This window comes from Tessaracoccus yangjingae, assembly GCF_054483935.1.
In genome coordinates this window covers 3,113,802-3,128,629 of record NZ_CM137014.1, presented here as the reverse complement: position 1 = coordinate 3,128,629, position 14,828 = coordinate 3,113,802, and the positions used below count along the sequence as shown (strand labels likewise).

At 71.1% G+C, this 14,828-nt stretch carries 13 protein-coding genes; 2 read left to right on the top strand and 11 right to left on the bottom strand.

Going from position 1 to position 14,828, the window contains the following annotated elements:
- Positions 1-35: 35 nt before the first annotated feature.
- From ACX1D3_RS14135 to ACX1D3_RS14115, 5 genes are all read right to left on the bottom strand, one after another.
- The gene (locus ACX1D3_RS14135) at positions 36-2,180 is read right to left on the bottom strand and encodes an MMPL family transporter (RefSeq protein WP_458994457.1); all 2,145 of its coding nucleotides are present in this window, start codon (positions 2,178-2,180) and stop codon (positions 36-38) included.
- 138 nt (positions 2,181-2,318) lie between these two features.
- On the bottom strand, positions 2,319-3,740 hold the full coding sequence (gene glnA, locus ACX1D3_RS14130) for a type I glutamate--ammonia ligase (protein WP_458994456.1): 1,422 nt from the start codon (positions 3,738-3,740) through the stop codon (positions 2,319-2,321).
- A 123-nt stretch (positions 3,741-3,863) separates the two neighbouring features.
- Complete coding sequence (locus ACX1D3_RS14125; protein WP_458994455.1) at positions 3,864-4,715, bottom strand: ABC transporter permease; 852 nt, start codon at positions 4,713-4,715, stop codon at positions 3,864-3,866.
- Positions 4,712-5,431 carry an ABC transporter ATP-binding protein gene (locus ACX1D3_RS14120; protein ID WP_458994454.1) on the bottom strand — a complete coding sequence of 240 codons (720 nt, stop codon included), beginning with the start codon at positions 5,429-5,431 and terminating at the stop codon, positions 4,712-4,714. Before ACX1D3_RS14120 ends, ACX1D3_RS14125 begins: the two co-directional genes overlap by 4 nt.
- Before the next feature lie 101 nt (positions 5,432-5,532).
- Positions 5,533-6,882: a dicarboxylate/amino acid:cation symporter gene (locus ACX1D3_RS14115; protein WP_458994453.1), complete on the bottom strand. Its 1,350-nt coding sequence runs from the start codon at positions 6,880-6,882 to the stop codon at positions 5,533-5,535.
- 197 nt (positions 6,883-7,079) lie between these two features.
- On the opposite strand from ACX1D3_RS14115, the gene ACX1D3_RS14110 reads away from it, so the two are divergent.
- A complete protein-coding gene (locus tag ACX1D3_RS14110; protein ID WP_458994452.1) occupies positions 7,080-7,502 on the top strand; it encodes an RDD family protein in 423 nt (140 codons plus the stop codon).
- 3 nt (positions 7,503-7,505) lie between these two features.
- On the opposite strand, the gene ACX1D3_RS14105 is transcribed toward ACX1D3_RS14110, so the two are convergent.
- From ACX1D3_RS14105 to ACX1D3_RS14090, 4 genes are all read right to left on the bottom strand, one after another.
- Positions 7,506-8,648, bottom strand: coding sequence for an AAA family ATPase (locus ACX1D3_RS14105; protein ID WP_458994451.1), 1,143 nt, complete (start codon positions 8,646-8,648; stop codon positions 7,506-7,508).
- A gap of 168 nt (positions 8,649-8,816) precedes the next feature.
- Positions 8,817-10,601, bottom strand: coding sequence for an ABC-F family ATP-binding cassette domain-containing protein (locus ACX1D3_RS14100; RefSeq protein WP_458994450.1), 1,785 nt, complete (start codon positions 10,599-10,601; stop codon positions 8,817-8,819).
- Positions 10,602-10,604: 3 nt separating this feature from the next.
- Complete coding sequence (locus ACX1D3_RS14095; protein ID WP_458994449.1) at positions 10,605-11,360, bottom strand: DUF4191 domain-containing protein; 756 nt, start codon at positions 11,358-11,360, stop codon at positions 10,605-10,607.
- Between the two features lie 15 nt (positions 11,361-11,375).
- Complete coding sequence (locus tag ACX1D3_RS14090) at positions 11,376-12,326, bottom strand: lipoyl synthase (protein WP_458994448.1); 951 nt, start codon at positions 12,324-12,326, stop codon at positions 11,376-11,378.
- A 59-nt stretch (positions 12,327-12,385) separates the two neighbouring features.
- Here ACX1D3_RS14090 and ACX1D3_RS14085 point away from each other — a divergent pair, with 59 nt between their 5' ends.
- Entirely contained in the window at positions 12,386-13,306 is a 921-nt protein-coding gene (locus ACX1D3_RS14085; RefSeq protein WP_458994447.1) for a DMT family transporter, read from the top strand.
- Here the strand turns inward: ACX1D3_RS14085 and lipB are convergent, their stop codons facing one another.
- Together lipB and ACX1D3_RS14075 are read right to left on the bottom strand one after the other, a co-directional pair.
- Positions 13,307-13,948 (bottom strand): lipoyl(octanoyl) transferase LipB, encoded by a 642-nt coding sequence (gene lipB / locus ACX1D3_RS14080; protein WP_458994446.1) that lies wholly within the window; start codon positions 13,946-13,948, stop codon positions 13,307-13,309. It lies immediately after the preceding gene.
- Between the two features lie 17 nt (positions 13,949-13,965).
- Positions 13,966-14,700 (bottom strand): DUF554 domain-containing protein, encoded by a 735-nt coding sequence (locus ACX1D3_RS14075; RefSeq protein WP_458994445.1) that lies wholly within the window; start codon positions 14,698-14,700, stop codon positions 13,966-13,968.
- Between the last annotated feature and the right edge of the window lie 128 nt (positions 14,701-14,828).

The following is a 14,828-nucleotide window of genomic DNA, read 5'->3' as shown; positions in this document are numbered from 1 at the left end:
TGGCTGGGAGAGAACCCGCCGGCGAGGGCCGAGGTTCAGTCGGCCTGAGCGCGCAGCTCCTGGTCGGCCTTGAGCTTCGCCGGCCACCACACAGCTGGGCCGATGTCGTAGGCCAGGGCCGGCACCAGCAGCGTGCGCACCAGGAAGGTGTCGATGAGTACGCCGAACGCCACGATGAAGGCCAGCTGCAGCAGGAACAGGATGGGCAGCACGGCCAGGGCCGCGAAGGTCGCGGCCAGCACCAGGCCGGCCGACGTGATCACGCCGCCGGTGACGGCCAGGCCGCGCTTGATGCCCTCGCGGGTGCCGTGGATCAGCGACTCCTCCCTGACCCGGGTCATCAGGAAGATGTTGTAGTCGATGCCCAGCGCCACCAGGAACACGAAGCCGTAGAGCGGCACCGACGGGTCGGCGCCCGGCAGGTTCAGCACGTGGTTGAACACCAGCGCGGCGGTGCCCAGGGCGGTGCCGAAGGACAGCACGGTGGTGAGGATCAACAGCACGGGCGCCAGGATGCTGCGCAGCAGGATGATGAGGATCACCAGGATCACCACGAGCACGATCGGGATGATCACGTTGCGGTCCCGGATGGACGTGTCGCGGGTGTCGACGTTGGTGGCGGTCTCGCCGCCGATCTGGGCGGCGCCGTCCAGCTCCGCGCGGAGGTCGCGCACCGTCTCGGATGCCTCGTCGCTGTCGGCGGCGTCCGTCAGGGTGGCGAGCAGCATGACCTGGCCGTCGCTGACGGTGGCGGCGGGGGCGGGCGTCCCGGGCGGGCCGAGCGGCTGGATGCCGTCGGCCGTGACGGGGGAGGTGCCGGCAGGGGAGTCGGCGGCGACGACGGAGACCGAGTCCACGCCGTCGTTGGCCAGCAGGAGGTCGGTGACCTCTTGGAGCCGGTCCTCGTCGGTCAGTACGCGGGCCGGGCTGCCGGAGCCGGCGGGGAAGTGCTCGGCGAGGGCCGCCTGGCCGTCGCGGGCCTCCGAGGCGCCGAGCACGAACTCGCTCGGCGGCACGCCGTCGGCCTTCAGCGTGGGCACGAACGCGGCGCCCGCCGCCAGGGCGATGGCGCACACGATCCACACCGTGCGGGGACGCCGCGACACCAGACCGGCCGCCTTGGCGTAGATGCCGGTGGTCATCTGGGCGTCGTCGCCGCGGTTGGGGTCGAAGCGGGGGCGGCGCGGCCAGTAGGAGGCGCGGCCCATGAGGAACAGCATGCTGGGCAGCAGCGTGAGCGCGCCGAGCATCGCGAACACGATGCCGATCGCGGCGACGGGGCCCAACGAACGGCTAGAGCCGAGGTCGCTCAGCAGCAGGCACATCAGGCCGGCGATGACGGTGCCGCCGGAGGCCAGCACCGGCTCGATCACGCCCTTGAGTGCGGCGCGCGTGGCGTCAGCCTTCGAGGCGCGCCGCTTCAGCTCCTCCGCGTACCGCGCGGTGTACAGCAGCGAGTAGTCCGTGGCCGCGCCGATGACGAGGATGAACAGGATGCCCTGCGTCTGCCCGGTCAGGGTGACGATCTCTGCCTTGGCCAGCCACCAGTTCGCCAGAAGCGCGACGGCGAGGGCCGAGACGCTGGTGAACAGGACGGCGAACGGCAGGATGAGCGAGCGGTAGACCACCAGCAGGATCACCAGCACCACGGCCAGTGTCACGGCCAACAGCAGGCCGTCGATGCCGCCGAAGGCCGCCGTGATGTCCGCGGTGAACCCGGCCGGGCCGGTGACGAAGTGGGTCAGGCCGTCGGGCAGGTCTGACTCCAGCTCGGCGCGCAGTTCCTCGACCACCTCGGCGATCGGTGAGTCGGAATCGACGCCGGCGAACGCCTGGGCGGCCTTGCCGTCCTCGGACGGGATCAGCGGCGAGACGCTCTCGATCCCTTCGATGTCGGCCAGGGAGGCGGTCTTCTCGCCGAGCGCCGTCAGGTCATCCGGGGTCAGCGCCTCGTCCGACGTGAAGATCACGATGGCCGGAATGGTCGAGGTGTCGACGAAGTCCAGGTAGCGCTCGCCCACCACGGTGGCCTCGGCGTTGGTGGGGAGGAAGGTGGCCTGGTCGTTCGTGGCCACCTCCTCGATGCGGCCGAAGTAGGGGCCGCCCACGGCAGTGCCGGTGAGCCAGATCAGGATGAGGGCGACGGGGATGAGGATGCGCGCGAGACGGGTCTTTGACACGGGGCAATCCTAGGGACGCGATTCAGGCAGTGGAGTGTCGCGGGGTCCGTCGAACGGTTGATGCCGGGGGTGCATCCAAACACGGCAGTGGCCCCCGCCCCTGCGGTGCAGGAACGGGGGCCACTGTCTCGGCTGGGCTCAGAGCGCGTAGTACAGCTCGAACTCGTGCGGGTGGGGGCGCATCGCGATGGCCTGGATCTCGGCGCGCTTGAGCTCGATCCACGTCTCGATGAGGTCCGGGGTGAACACGTCGCCGGCGAGGAGGAACTCGTGGTCCGCCTCGAGGGCGTCGAGCACCGAGCCGAGCGAGCCGGGAACGGTGGGAACCTGCGCGTGCTCGTCCGGGGGCAGCTCGTAGAGGTCCTTGTCGATCGGGGCCATGGGCTCGATGCGGTTCTGGATGCCGTCGATGCCGGCGAGCAGCATGGCCGCGAACGCCAGGTACGGGTTCGACGACGGGTCGGGGCAGCGGAACTCGATGCGCTTGGCCTTCGGGTTGGAGCCCGTGATCGGGATGCGGATGCAGGCCGAGCGGTTGCGCTGCGAGTAGACCAGGTTGACCGGGGCCTCGAAGCCGGGGACCAGGCGGTGGTAGGAGTTCACCGACGGGTTGGTGAACGCCAGCAGCGCCGGGGCGTGCTTGAGCAGGCCGCCGATGTAGTAGCGGGCCATGTCGGAGAGGCCGGCGTAGCCGTTCTCGTCGTAGAACAGCGGCACGCCCTCGTTCCAGATGGACTGGTGGCAGTGCATGCCGGAGCCGTTGTCGCCGAAGATGGGCTTCGGCATGAAGGTGGCGGTCTTGCCGGCCTGCCAGGCGGTGTTCTTGACGAGGTACTTGAACTTCATCACGTCGTCGGCGGACTTCAGCAGCGTGTCGAAGCGCCAGTTGATCTCGGCCTGGCCGGCGGTGCCCACCTCGTGGTGCGCGCGCTCGACCTCGAGGCCCGCGGCCTCCATGTGGCGCACGATGTCGTCGCGGAGGTCACCGAAGTGGTCCACGGGGGCAACCGGGAAGTAGCCGCCCTTGTAGGTGACCTTGTAGCCGCGGTTGCCGCCGTCCTCGACACGGCCCGTGTTCCAGGCGCCCGCCTCGGAGTCGATGTGGTAGTACGACGAGTTCGACGAGGTCTCGAAGCGGATGTCGTCGAACACGTAGAACTCGGCCTCGGGGGCGAAGAAGGCGGTGTCGCCGATCCCGGTGGAGGAGAGGAACGCCTGCGCCTTGCGCGCGATGTTGCGCGGGTCGCGGGAGTAGGGCTCCTTCGTCAGCGGGTCGTGCACGAAGAAGTTGACGTTGATGGTCTTCGACTTGCGGAACGGGTCCACGTAGGCCGTCGTCGGGTCGGGGAACAGCGACATGTCCGACTCGTGGATCTTCTGGAAGCCCGTGATCGACGAGCCGTCGAAGTTGAGCCCGTCCTCGAAGACCTCGCGGCCGAAGGCTGAAGCCGGAACGGTGAAGTGCTGCATGACCCCGGGCAGGTCGCAGAAGCGGACGTCGACTGTCTCGATGCCTTCTTCCTTGATGTAAGCCAGCAGGTCGTCTGCGCCTTGGAACATGGGCGTGTCATTCCTAACGTGTCGATGTGGTGAGGCACACGCTACGGGTAGATCTTTGCCCGGCAGTTGCCGGAAGGTAACAGCGCTGTTACAGCTTTTCCGGACGGGACCGGGCCGGGGGACTCAGCGGGTCTGCCGGGGCATCGACGCGGACGCCAGCACGAGCATCCCCACGACGAGCGCGGCCAGCAGGCCGATGCCCACCCAGGTCTGCGAGGACACCTCAGCGTTGGCGGTGATGTCCAGGACGGCATCCGCGGCCCACGTCATGGGCAGGATGCGGGCGAACGCCGCCAGCGCGTCGGGCATGTGGTCGACCGGGGCGAACAGCCCGCACAGGAAGATCTGCGGGCCGATGAACAGCGGCATGAACTGCACGGCCTGGAACTCTGTGCGCGCGAAGGCGCTGGCCAGCAGCCCGAAGGACACCCCCACCAGGGCGTCGAGCAGCGCGACGACGAGCAACGCCCAGATGGGACCCTCGATGTCCACGCCGTAGACACCTAGGACGAAGGTGGCCAGCAGGGAGGCCTGCGCCACCCCGAGCAGGCCGAACACCAGGCCGTAGGAGGACAGCAGGTTCCAGCGGCTGAGCGGCGTGGTGAGCAGCCGTTCCAGCGTGCCGGTGGTGCGCTCCCTCAGCATCGCGATGGACGTGACCAGGAACATCAGCATCATGGGCAGCACCGCGAGCATCGTGGGGCCGATCTGGTCGAACGCGGGGTCCTGCCCGGGCGGGGTCGGCAGATCGATCATCACGAAGTACAGCAGCGAGATGAACACCAGGGGGAGGAACATCACCAGGCCGATGGTGCGCGGGTCGGCGTGCAGCTGGGCGAGGATCCGGGCGACGGTGGCCAACGGTGCCACCCGGCCGCGGTCGACGGCGTGCCTCGGGGCGCCCGCGCCGTGCGCCGGCCTGACCGCCGCGGGGGCGACCTCGATCGGGGCGCCGGCATGCAGGGGCGCGCTCATGCCGCCGCCTCCCGTCGGACGAGCGTGAGGAACGCCGCCTCGGGCGTGGGGGCGCCGGTGGCCGCCTGCAGGTCGGCCATGGGGCCGCTGGCGAGGAAGTGGCCGTCGCGCATCAGCAGGACGGAGTCGCAGCGGCTGGCCTCGTCCATCACATGGCTCGAGACCAGCAGCGTGGTCCCGCCGCGGGCCAGCGCCCGGAAGTGCTCCCAGAGCGACTCCCGGGTCAGGGGGTCCAGCCCCACCGTCGGCTCGTCGAGGATCAGCACCTCGGGCCGGCCGACCAGGGCGCACGCCAGCGAGGCCCGGCTCGCCTCCCCGCCCGACAGCGTCTCCACGCGGCGGTTGGCCAGCGGGGACAGCTCCACGTAGGCGATGGCCTCGTCGGCGTGCGCGTCGGGCATGCCGTGCAGGCGGGCGAACAGGAGCACGTTCGCGCGGACCGAGATGTCGCGGTAGATGCTGAGTGACTGGCTGGTGTACGAGACGCGACGGCGGAGCTGCGGGTGCCCGGCGGGCAGCCCCAGCAGGGTGAGGGTGCCGGACGTGATCCGCTGCACGCCCACCATGGCGCGCATCAGGGTGGTCTTCCCGCACCCGGACGGGCCGAAGAGTCCGGTGACGGAGCCGGGGGGAAGGGTGAGGTCCACGCCGTGCAGGATCTCGTTCCTGGCCCGGTGGACGACGAGGCCGCGGGCCTCTGCGGCTGGATGCGCCATGGTCTGGAATCTACTCCCGGCCTGGTGGTCGGGGGCCCGGGGGCGGGCAGACGCGCCGACGCCCCGCGCCTCGGGGGAGGGCGGGGCGTCGGAGGGTGGGATCAGGCGCTGAACACGGGCTCGGCGTCGTAGGTGTCCTGGTCGAGGATGCCCTCGCGCTTGCCGACGATCGCGGCCACCAGCGCCTGGCCGGTGACGTTGAGCGCGGTGCGGCCCATGTCGACGATGGGCTCGACCGCCAGCAGGAGGCCCACCCCGGCCAGCGGCAGGCCGAGGGTGGACAGGGTCAGCGTGAGCATCACCGTCGCGCCGGTGGTGCCCGCGGTGGCCGACGAGCCCAGCACGGCGACGAACGCGATGAGCAGGTAGTGGGTGACGTTGAGGTCGATGCCGTAGAACTGGGCCACGAAGATCGCGGCGAGCGCCGGGAACACCGCCGCGCAGCCGTCCATCTTGGTGGTGGCGCCCAGCGGCACGGCGAAGCTCGCGTACTGGCGGGCCACGCCGAGGTTCCGCTCCACCACCTGCTCGGTCACCGGCATGGTGCCCATCGACGAGCGGGTCACGAAGCCGAGCGAGATGGCCGGCCACACGTTGCGGTAGAACTGGCGGACCCCGAGGCCGTTCAGCTTGAGGATCGCGGGGTAGACCACCAGCCAGACGATGATGAGCCCGATGTAGAGCGCCACCACGAACGCCCCGAGGGAGGCCAGGGAGCTCCACCCGTAGGTGGCCACGGCCTTGCCGATGAGGGCGGCGGTGCCGATGGGGGCGAGGCGGATGATCCACCACAGCACCTTCTGGGTGACGGCCAGGGCCGACTCCATGAAGCCCACCAGCGGCGCGGCCTTGTCGCCCACCTTGACCGCCGCGATGCCGAAGAGGATCGAGATGAGGAGGACCTGGAGCACGGAGAAGTTCGCGGCGGCGGTGAAGCCCGCCTCGGCGTCGCCGGAGACCCGCACGCCCAGTCCGAGGAAGTTCGAGGGGATCAGGCCGAGCAGGAACGCCGACCACGAGCCGACGCGGCTGGGCTCGGCGGCCGCCTCGCCGTTCACGCCGGCGGTGAGCCAGGGTGCGGAGATGAGGCCGACGGCGATACCCACGACCACGCTGGCGAACGCGGTGATCGCGAACCAGACCAGGGTCTGGACGGCGAGCCGGGCGGCGTTGGCCACCTCGCGGAGCCGGGCGATGGAGGAGATGACGGCGGTGACGACGAGCGGCACCACGAGGAGGGTGAGCAGGCTGACGTAGGCGTTGCCCACCTCGTAGAGGAGGGTGGCCAGCCAGTTGCGCTCCTCGCCGGCGGGGCCGATGGCCACGGCGATCAGCCCGAGGATCAGGCCGACGATGAGGCCGACGACGATCTGGAAGCTGAGCTGGGTGTAGAAGGGCTTGCGCGGCTGCGGCGCCGCCTCGACGGCGCGTTCGGACGTGGCTGTGGACATGGGGGTTGCGTTTCCTTTGCTGGGGGAGGGGGACCGGACGGGCGCGGTCAGCGACAGACGCCGGCCTGGACGCGGCAGAGGTCCACCCACAGGCGAACGACGAGCAAAGGCATGGCTCCACCCTGTCATGCGGCTGCGGCAACGGCCAAGACCGTTCGCCGACGGCAGACTCCCGGGCCGCTGCTAGGCTCGCGGCCGTGACCACCACCCCCGCTGAGTACCCCGGCTCCTCGATCGGCCTGCCCGTGTCCGGGGCCGGATCCCTGGCCTCCTGGCGCGCCAGGGTCGCGGCCATGATCGGCGACTGGGCCGCCAGCATGATCGTGGCCATCGCCCTGTTCGGGTTCGACGTGATGACCGGGTCCGGGTGGGAGTCGTTCATGATCCTGGCCGTCTACTTCGTCGAGGCCAGCATCCTGACCGCGCTCACCGGCGGCTCGTTCGGGCAGCTCATCGCGCGCATCGGCATCACGCGGTTGGACGGCCAGCCGCTGGGCTGGTGGCGCCCCGTCGTCCGCACCGCGCTCAAGTGCCTCGTCATCCCCGCGCTGGTGGTCGGCGCCGAGCGCCGGGCGCTGACCGACATCCTCCTCGGCACCGTCGTCGTCAACCGGCGCTGACGCTCACCGCCGGCCCCACTCCCACGGCGGCCGGCTGAGCAGCCCCTGCCCCTCGACGACCGTCTCACCCAGGTCCTTCAGCAGCTCCACCACCTCCAGATCCTCCCCGGGGACGGCGGCGGAGAGCTCCTCGACGAGGGCGAGGGAGTGCGTGACCACGACGATCTGCGTGTCCGCCGACGCGCGGGCGATCAGCCGGGCGAGCGGCGGGATGAGGCTGGGGTGCAGGCTGTTCTCCGGCTCGTTGACCGCCATCAGCGGCGGCCGGACCGGCGCCAGGAGGGCGGCCAGCCACATGAGGTAGCGCAGGGTGCCGTCGGAGAGCTCCGCGGCGCGCAGCGAGCGCAGCATCCCCGGCTGCTGGAGGGTGAGCTCGAACACCCCGTCGCGCACCTCCACCGCCATCCGGCTGCCTGGGAACGCGTCCGCGATGGACTCGGGCAGCCGCTCTTTGCCGCGCTCGATGATGGTCTGGAGCGCGGCGGCCACGTCCGAGCCGTCGGAGGCGAGCGCCCAGGTGCGGGTGCCGACGCGCGGCTGCCGGGAGGGTGCGTCGGCGTCCGTGCGGAGGGCGTCGTAGAACCGCCAGGCGGCGAGGTCGTCGCGGAGGGGGCGCAGCTCGGGCACGTCCGCCAGCATCGAGGCGTGCGGGGCGAAGGTGAACGGCAGCTCGGCCCATGGGCCGTCGTCGCGGACCAGGGCGGAGGCCCGGAGGCGCTTGGCGACCATGGTGCCCGGGCGCATCACGGGCCCGGCCCAGGCGGCCTCGCGCTTGATCTCGGGGTCCCTGTCGAAGGCCGAGTTGCCCGGTACTGGCAGCCCGAGGTCGATGAGATAGGACAACGCGTCCGAGCCGATGCCCAGCCGCAGCGACACCGGACCAGCGCGACGCGTGCCCTCCACCGGGTTCCCCCGGCGGGCGCCGGCCAGCGACTCGGGCCCGGCCCACAGCGCCGAGCTGAGGCCGCCCTCGCGGGCAAGCGAGCCGACGGCATCCCCGAGCGCGCAGCCCGCCAGCAGCCTGAGCGACCGGTACAGGCTCGACTTGCCGGACCCGTTGGACCCGGTGACGACGGTGACACGGCCGAGCCTGACGGACAGGTCGCGCAGGGAGCGGTACCCGGCGACGGCGAGGGTGCGGTACATGGCCGCCACCCTAGGGGCGCCCTCCGACAGACATCACCACAGTTGCGACCGGCCGATGTGGAGAAGTTGAGCCGATGGATGGGTTCGACGGCAGCCCCACGCGTGACCCGAGCGCAACCCGCGCCGCGAACCCATCCATCGGCTCAACGCGAGACCCGGGGCGACGGATCAGTCGGCCGTCTCGAGCCAGGCTTCCTCGAGGCGCTCGTTGCGGGTCTCGGCGTCCCTCAGCTGACGGTCCAGGTCCGCCAGGCGTGCGAAGTCCGTGGCGGCCTCGGCCATCTGGGCGTGCAGGCGCTCGATCTCGGCCGCCACCTTCTCCAGCTGGCCCTCGATCCGCGTGAGGTCCTTCTTGCGCTGCCGCTCCGCCGCCGCGTCCGGCCTCGGCGTGTCCGCGGAGCCGACGCCGGCCTGGGCGCCGCCGGAGCGCCGCGCCTGCGCCGAGGCGGCCTTCGACCTGGCCCGGCGCTCGAGGTACTCCTCGACCCCGCCCGGGAGCAGGGCGCAGGACCCGTCGCCCAGCAGCGCGTAGGTGTAGTCGGTGATGCGCTCGAGGAAGTAGCGGTCGTGGCTGACGACGATCAGGGTGCCCGGCCAGCTGTCGAGGTAGTCCTCGATGATGGTGAGGGTGTCGATGTCCAGGTCGTTGGTGGGCTCGTCGAGGATCATCACGTTGGGTTCGGTGAGCAGCAGCCGCAGGAACTGCAGCCGCCGCCGCTCGCCGCCGCTGAGGTCGCCGATGCGGGCCACCAGCTTGTCCCCGGTGAATCCGAACTCCTCCAGCAGGGACGACGCGCTGGCGTCGCGGCCGGTGGCGAGCTTCGTCTCCTCCTTGAGCCGCTTGACCGAGTCCAGGACCCGGTCCTCGTCGTCGAGCTCGCCGACGGTCTGGGACAGGTACGCCAGCCGAAGCGTCTTGCCCCGCTTGATCTTGCCGCCCTGCGGCTCCCGGTCCCCGGAGAGGAGGTCCAGCAGCGTGGTCTTGCCGGCGCCGTTGACGCCGACCAGCCCGATCCGGTCTCCAGGCCCGATGGACCACGTCAACCGGTCCAGCAGCGTCCGGTCCTCGACGGCGTAGCTCACGTTGATGAGGTCGAACACGTCCTTGCCGAGCCGGGTGACCGCGAACTGCTGGAGCGCCAGCTTGTCGCGCGGCTCCGGCTCGTCGGCGATGAGCACGTTGGCCGCGTCGATGCGGAACTTCGGCTTCGACGTGCGCGCGGGGGCGCCGCGGCGCAGCCAGGCGAGCTCCTTGCGGGCCAGGTTCTTCCGCCGAGACTCGTTGGCCGCGGCCTGCCGGTTGCGCTCCACCCGGGCCAGCACGTAGGCAGCGTAGCCGCCGTCGTAGGCGTCCACCACGCCGTCGTGCACCTCCCAGATCCGGGTGCACACCGCGTCGAGGAACCAGCGGTCGTGGCTGACCACCAGCATGGACAGCCCCGCCCGGGTGCGTGCCTGCAGGTGGGTGGCGAGGAACGCGATGGCCTCGACGTCGAGGTGGTTGGTGGGCTCGTCGAGGACGATGAGGTCGTGGTGGCCCAGCAGCACCGCCACCAGCCCGACGCGCCGCCGCTCCCCGCCTGACAGGGTGTCCAGCCGCCGGTCGAGCTCCATGTCCGCGATCAGGGCCTCGACGACGGCGCGCTTGTCCGCGTCCGCCGCCCACACGTGGTCCGGCTCGCCGTCGACGATCCAGTCCCGCACCGTCTGGGCGTCGTCGCCGACGGTGGCCTGCGTCAGCACCCCGATCGAGGCGTTGGTGGCCACCGTGACGCGGCCCGCGTCAGGCACAAGGTCCCCGGTGAGGATGCGCAGCAGGGTGGTCTTGCCGTCCCCGTTGCGGCCCACCACGCCGATCACCTCGCCGGCGCCGAGGCCCAGCGAAACCGAATCGAGCAGGATGCGCGTCCCGAAGCCGTGCGTGACGGCCTCGAGGTTGACCAGATTCGCCACCCGTCAGCGGCCGCGCATGGCGGACCGGGCGCCCTTCGTCTGGATGGGGCCCTTCGGGATGGGGGCCTTGGGGCGCATCGCGTCGAGGGCGCGGATGCGCTGGTTGACCTCGGTGATCTTGGCCGGGGTGAGCTTCTTGGGCAGCTTCTTGATGGTGGTCGCGAGCTGGTCCAGCGGCACCTGGCCGGCGTTCTTGCCCATCTGGATGACGGTGACGTCTACGCCGTAGGCCACCTGCTCGTGCTTCTTCTTCTCCGCGGCCAGCAGCGGCTTCAGCCGGCCGGGCTCGCCCTCGCCGATGAGGACCAGCCCGCCGGGGCCGAGCGTGCGGTGCACGGCGTCGAGGCTCCTGGTGGCGGTGATGACGGGGGTGGAGATCCACCCCTTGGGCAGCATCTGCAGCGCCACCTCGGCGGAGCCGGCCTGGCCCTCGAAGCGGCGGTAGACGGCCTTGCGCGCGCGCCAGGTGAACACCGACAGCGCGCCGAGCAGGCCGGCCGAGATGCCGACCATGCCCCAGATCAGCCAGGCGTTGAGCACGAAGCCCAGGATCAGCAGGGCGGCGAAGGGGACCAGGAAGCCGGTCAGCATCAGCCAGGGCAGCGCCTTGTCGTACTTCACCGTGACCTTGTAGGTCTCCCGCAGCTGCTTCCACCAGCCCCAGTCCTTGGGGTCCGTGGAGTTCTTCTTGGCCGCCTTGGCGGCCTTCAGCTCGGCCTTCTGCTTCTCAGCTAGCGCCTTGGCTCTCTCGCTGGCCATGTCTGGTTCTCCGTCTCAGCCGATAGTGATGCGGGCGTCCGCGCCGCGGGCGTCCATGGCCGTCCGGTACAGGCGGCCCGCCCGGTACGACGAGCGGACCAACGGCCCGGACAGCACGCCAGAATATCCGATCCCGCGGGCCTCCTCCGCCAGGTCCTCGAACTCCTCCGGGGTGACCCACCTGTCGATGGGGTGGAGGGTGGCGTTGGGGCGCAGGTATTGGGTGATGGTGATCAGTTCGGTGCCCGCGTCGTACAGGTCTCGCAGCGCCTGGCTGATCTCCTCGCGGGTCTCGCCCATGCCGAGGATGAGGTTGGACTTGGTGACCAGGCCCGCCTGCCGCGACATCGTCAGCACGCGCAACGAGCGGTCGTAGCGGAAGCCCGGGCGGATGCGCTTGAAGATCCGCGGCACCGTCTCGACGTTGTGCGCGAACACCTCGGGGCGGGCGTCGAACAGCTGCTGCAGCAGCTCGGCCTTGCCGGAGAAGTCCGGCGCCAGCATCTCGACGCCGACGCCCGGGTTGAGGGCGTGGATCTGGCGGATGGTCTCGGCGTAGAGCCAGGCGCCCTCGTCCGGCAGGTCGTCGCGGCAGACGCCGGTGACGGTGGCGTAGCGAAGCCCCATCTTCTTCACCGACGCGGCCACGCGCAGCGGCTCGGAAGGGTCGTAGTTGTCCGGCTTGGCGGACTCGATCTGGCAGAAGTCGCAGCGACGGGTGCACTGGTCCCCGCCGATGAGGAAGGTGGACTCCCGGTCCTCCCAGCACTCGTAGATGTTGGGGCAGCCCGCCTCCTGGCACACCGTGTGCAGGTCACCGGTCTTGACGATGTTCTGCAGGTCCGTGTAGTTGGGGCCCATCTTGGCCGTGGTGCGGATCCAACTGGGCTTGCGCTCGATCGGGGTCTCGGCGTTCTTCGCCTCCACGCGGAGGAGGCGGCGTCCATCTGGCTGCACTGCGGTCACCCGGCCCAGCCTACCCGCTGCCGCCCGGGGCGCCGTCGTCGGCGGGATAGGGTGAGCAGGTGCTCACGGCTCCCGCCCACCCGGCCGCAGGCGTCGTGGCCCTGGTGGTCGCCGGAGTGGCCTGGGGCACTTCGGGCACCCTCGGCACCCTCCTGACGGCCTCCTCGGGCCTGGGATTCCTCGCGGTCGCCGGCTACCGGATCCTCGTGGGCGGCCTGCTCCTCCTCGCCGCCGTCGTCCTGACGGGCCGCGTGCGCCGGCCGCGGTCGCGGGCCGGGTGGGGCAGGGTCGCGGCGATGGCGGCCTGCTCCGCGGTCTACCAGTTCGGGTTCTTCAGCGCGGTGGGCGTCCTCGGGGTCTCCGTGGCGACGCTGATCACCGTCGGGTCCGCGCCCGTGATGGTGCTCGTGGTGGACCTGGCGACGGGCCGGCAGCGGCTCACGCGCTCCCTGGCCGCAGCGCTGGCGTGCACCGCCGTCGGCCTGCTGCTGTTCATGGGCGCACCGCCGGCGGGCGTCTCCCCGGCCGCCGCGCTGCAGGGCGCGGGCCTGGCGCTGCTGGCGGGCGCCGCGTTCGCGGTGATCAGCCTGCTGGGTGCCCGGCCGGTGGGCGACTACCACGACGCGACCGGCTCCGCGCTCGCCTTCCTCCTCGCGGGTGCGGCCGTGCTGGCGTTCGCGCTCTGGCGCGGCGAGCCGGTGTGGTTCGAGCCGACGCCCTCCACCGTCGCGCTGGTGACCGCGCTCGGGCTCATCCCGTCCGCCGTGGCCTACCTCGCCTACCTGCGCGGGCTGCGCACGCAGAGCTCGACCATGGGGGTGATGGTGGCCCTGCTGGAGCCGGTGACCGGGGCGCTGCTGGCGTTCCTCGTGCTGGGGGAGCGCCTCGGGCCGGCCGGGCTGCTGGGCGGAGCGCTGCTGCTGGGGGCCGTGGTGCTCTCGTCGTGGCGGGCGGGTGCCCCGCAGCACGCCGTGGAGTGATCAGTCGAGGATGGGCTCCAAGGCCCGGGCGAGGTGGGGGCGCAGGTCGTCGGCGACACCCTTGACGCTCCACCGGCCGTCCAGCTCCTCGACGATGGAGGTCACGCCCGCGTCGGTGATGCCGCACGCGATGATGTTGCTGAACCTCTCCGCCGAGCTCAGCACGTTGAGCGCGAAGCCGTGCATGGTGGTGCGCTTCGCCACCCGGACGCCGATGGCGCAGATCTTCCGCTCGGGACGGCCGTCAGTGGCCGGGAGCCACACCCCGGTGCGGCCCTCCACGCGGCCGCACTCCAGGCCGTATCCGGTGAGCAGGTCGATGATCGCCGTCTCGAGCGCGCGCACGTAGTCCACGACCCCCACGCCCTCGCGCAGCCGCACGATCGGATACCCGACGAGCTGGCCCGGCCCGTGGTAGGTGATGAGCCCACCTCGGTCCACGTCGATGACCGGCGTGCCGTCCTGGGGCCGCTGCTCGGGGGTGGTGCGCCGCCCCGCGGTGTAGACGGGGGAGTGCTCCACGTAGAGGACGCACCCCGGAGCGCCGGCGGAGACCTCGTCGTGCATGCTGCGCTGGAGATCCCAGGTCTGCCGGTAGTCCGCCAGCCGCTCGCCCAGCCCGTGGTCCTCGAACGTGATCATGCCCGCGATGCTAACCCTCAGAACAGGGTGGCGGTGAGCGAGACCAGCGGCGGCGCGAGCAGCAGCGCGGGCAGCAGGTCCCCGACCGGGATCTGCTTGAGGTTGAGCAGCCGCAGGCCCAGCGCGAGCAGCACGACGCCGCCCGTGGCCGTCAACGCGTCCACCTGGGCGGTGCTCAGCACGTCTCCTGCGAAGTAGCCGACGGCGGTGAGCGAGCCCTGGATGAGCGCGACGGCGCCCGCGGAGGCGAGCACGCCCCAGCCCAGCGTGGAGGCGAAGGCCATGGCCGCGAATCCGTCGAGGACCGACTTCACCAGCAGTTGCTCCGCGCCCCGGCCCAGCCCGTCGGACAGCGAGCCCAGGATGGCCAGGGGGCCCACGCAGAACAGGAGCGTGGAGGTGACCATGCCGTCGACGAAGCGTGCCGCGTCGCCGGAGGCGGTGAAGCGGCCGCGGAGCCAGGCGGCCCCCTGCTCGAGGCGGTCCTCGACGCGCAGCCAGGACCCGAGCAGGGCACCCACCAGCAGCGAGGCCAGGACGATGAGCATCGCGGCGCCGTCGACCTCCGCCTGAAGGGCGTCCGATCCCATGGCCACCACCGACAGGCCGCCGAGCACCATGGTGACCAGGCCGAGCACGGAGGTGACGGTGTCCTTCGTCTTCTCGGGGATCCGGTTGCCGAGCGCGATGCCGACGAGGGCGCCCACCACCACCGTGATGACGTTGACGACCGTCCCGAGCCCGATGAACACGCGGCCATCCAATCAGATCGGCGCATCGTCGGCGCGGTGGGGCCCGCCCTGGCAGAGTCGGGAGAGAGCCCATCCGCGACTTGTTCAAACTTTGTCCAACCTTTAGGCTGGGGGAGGCCGGAGAAGGA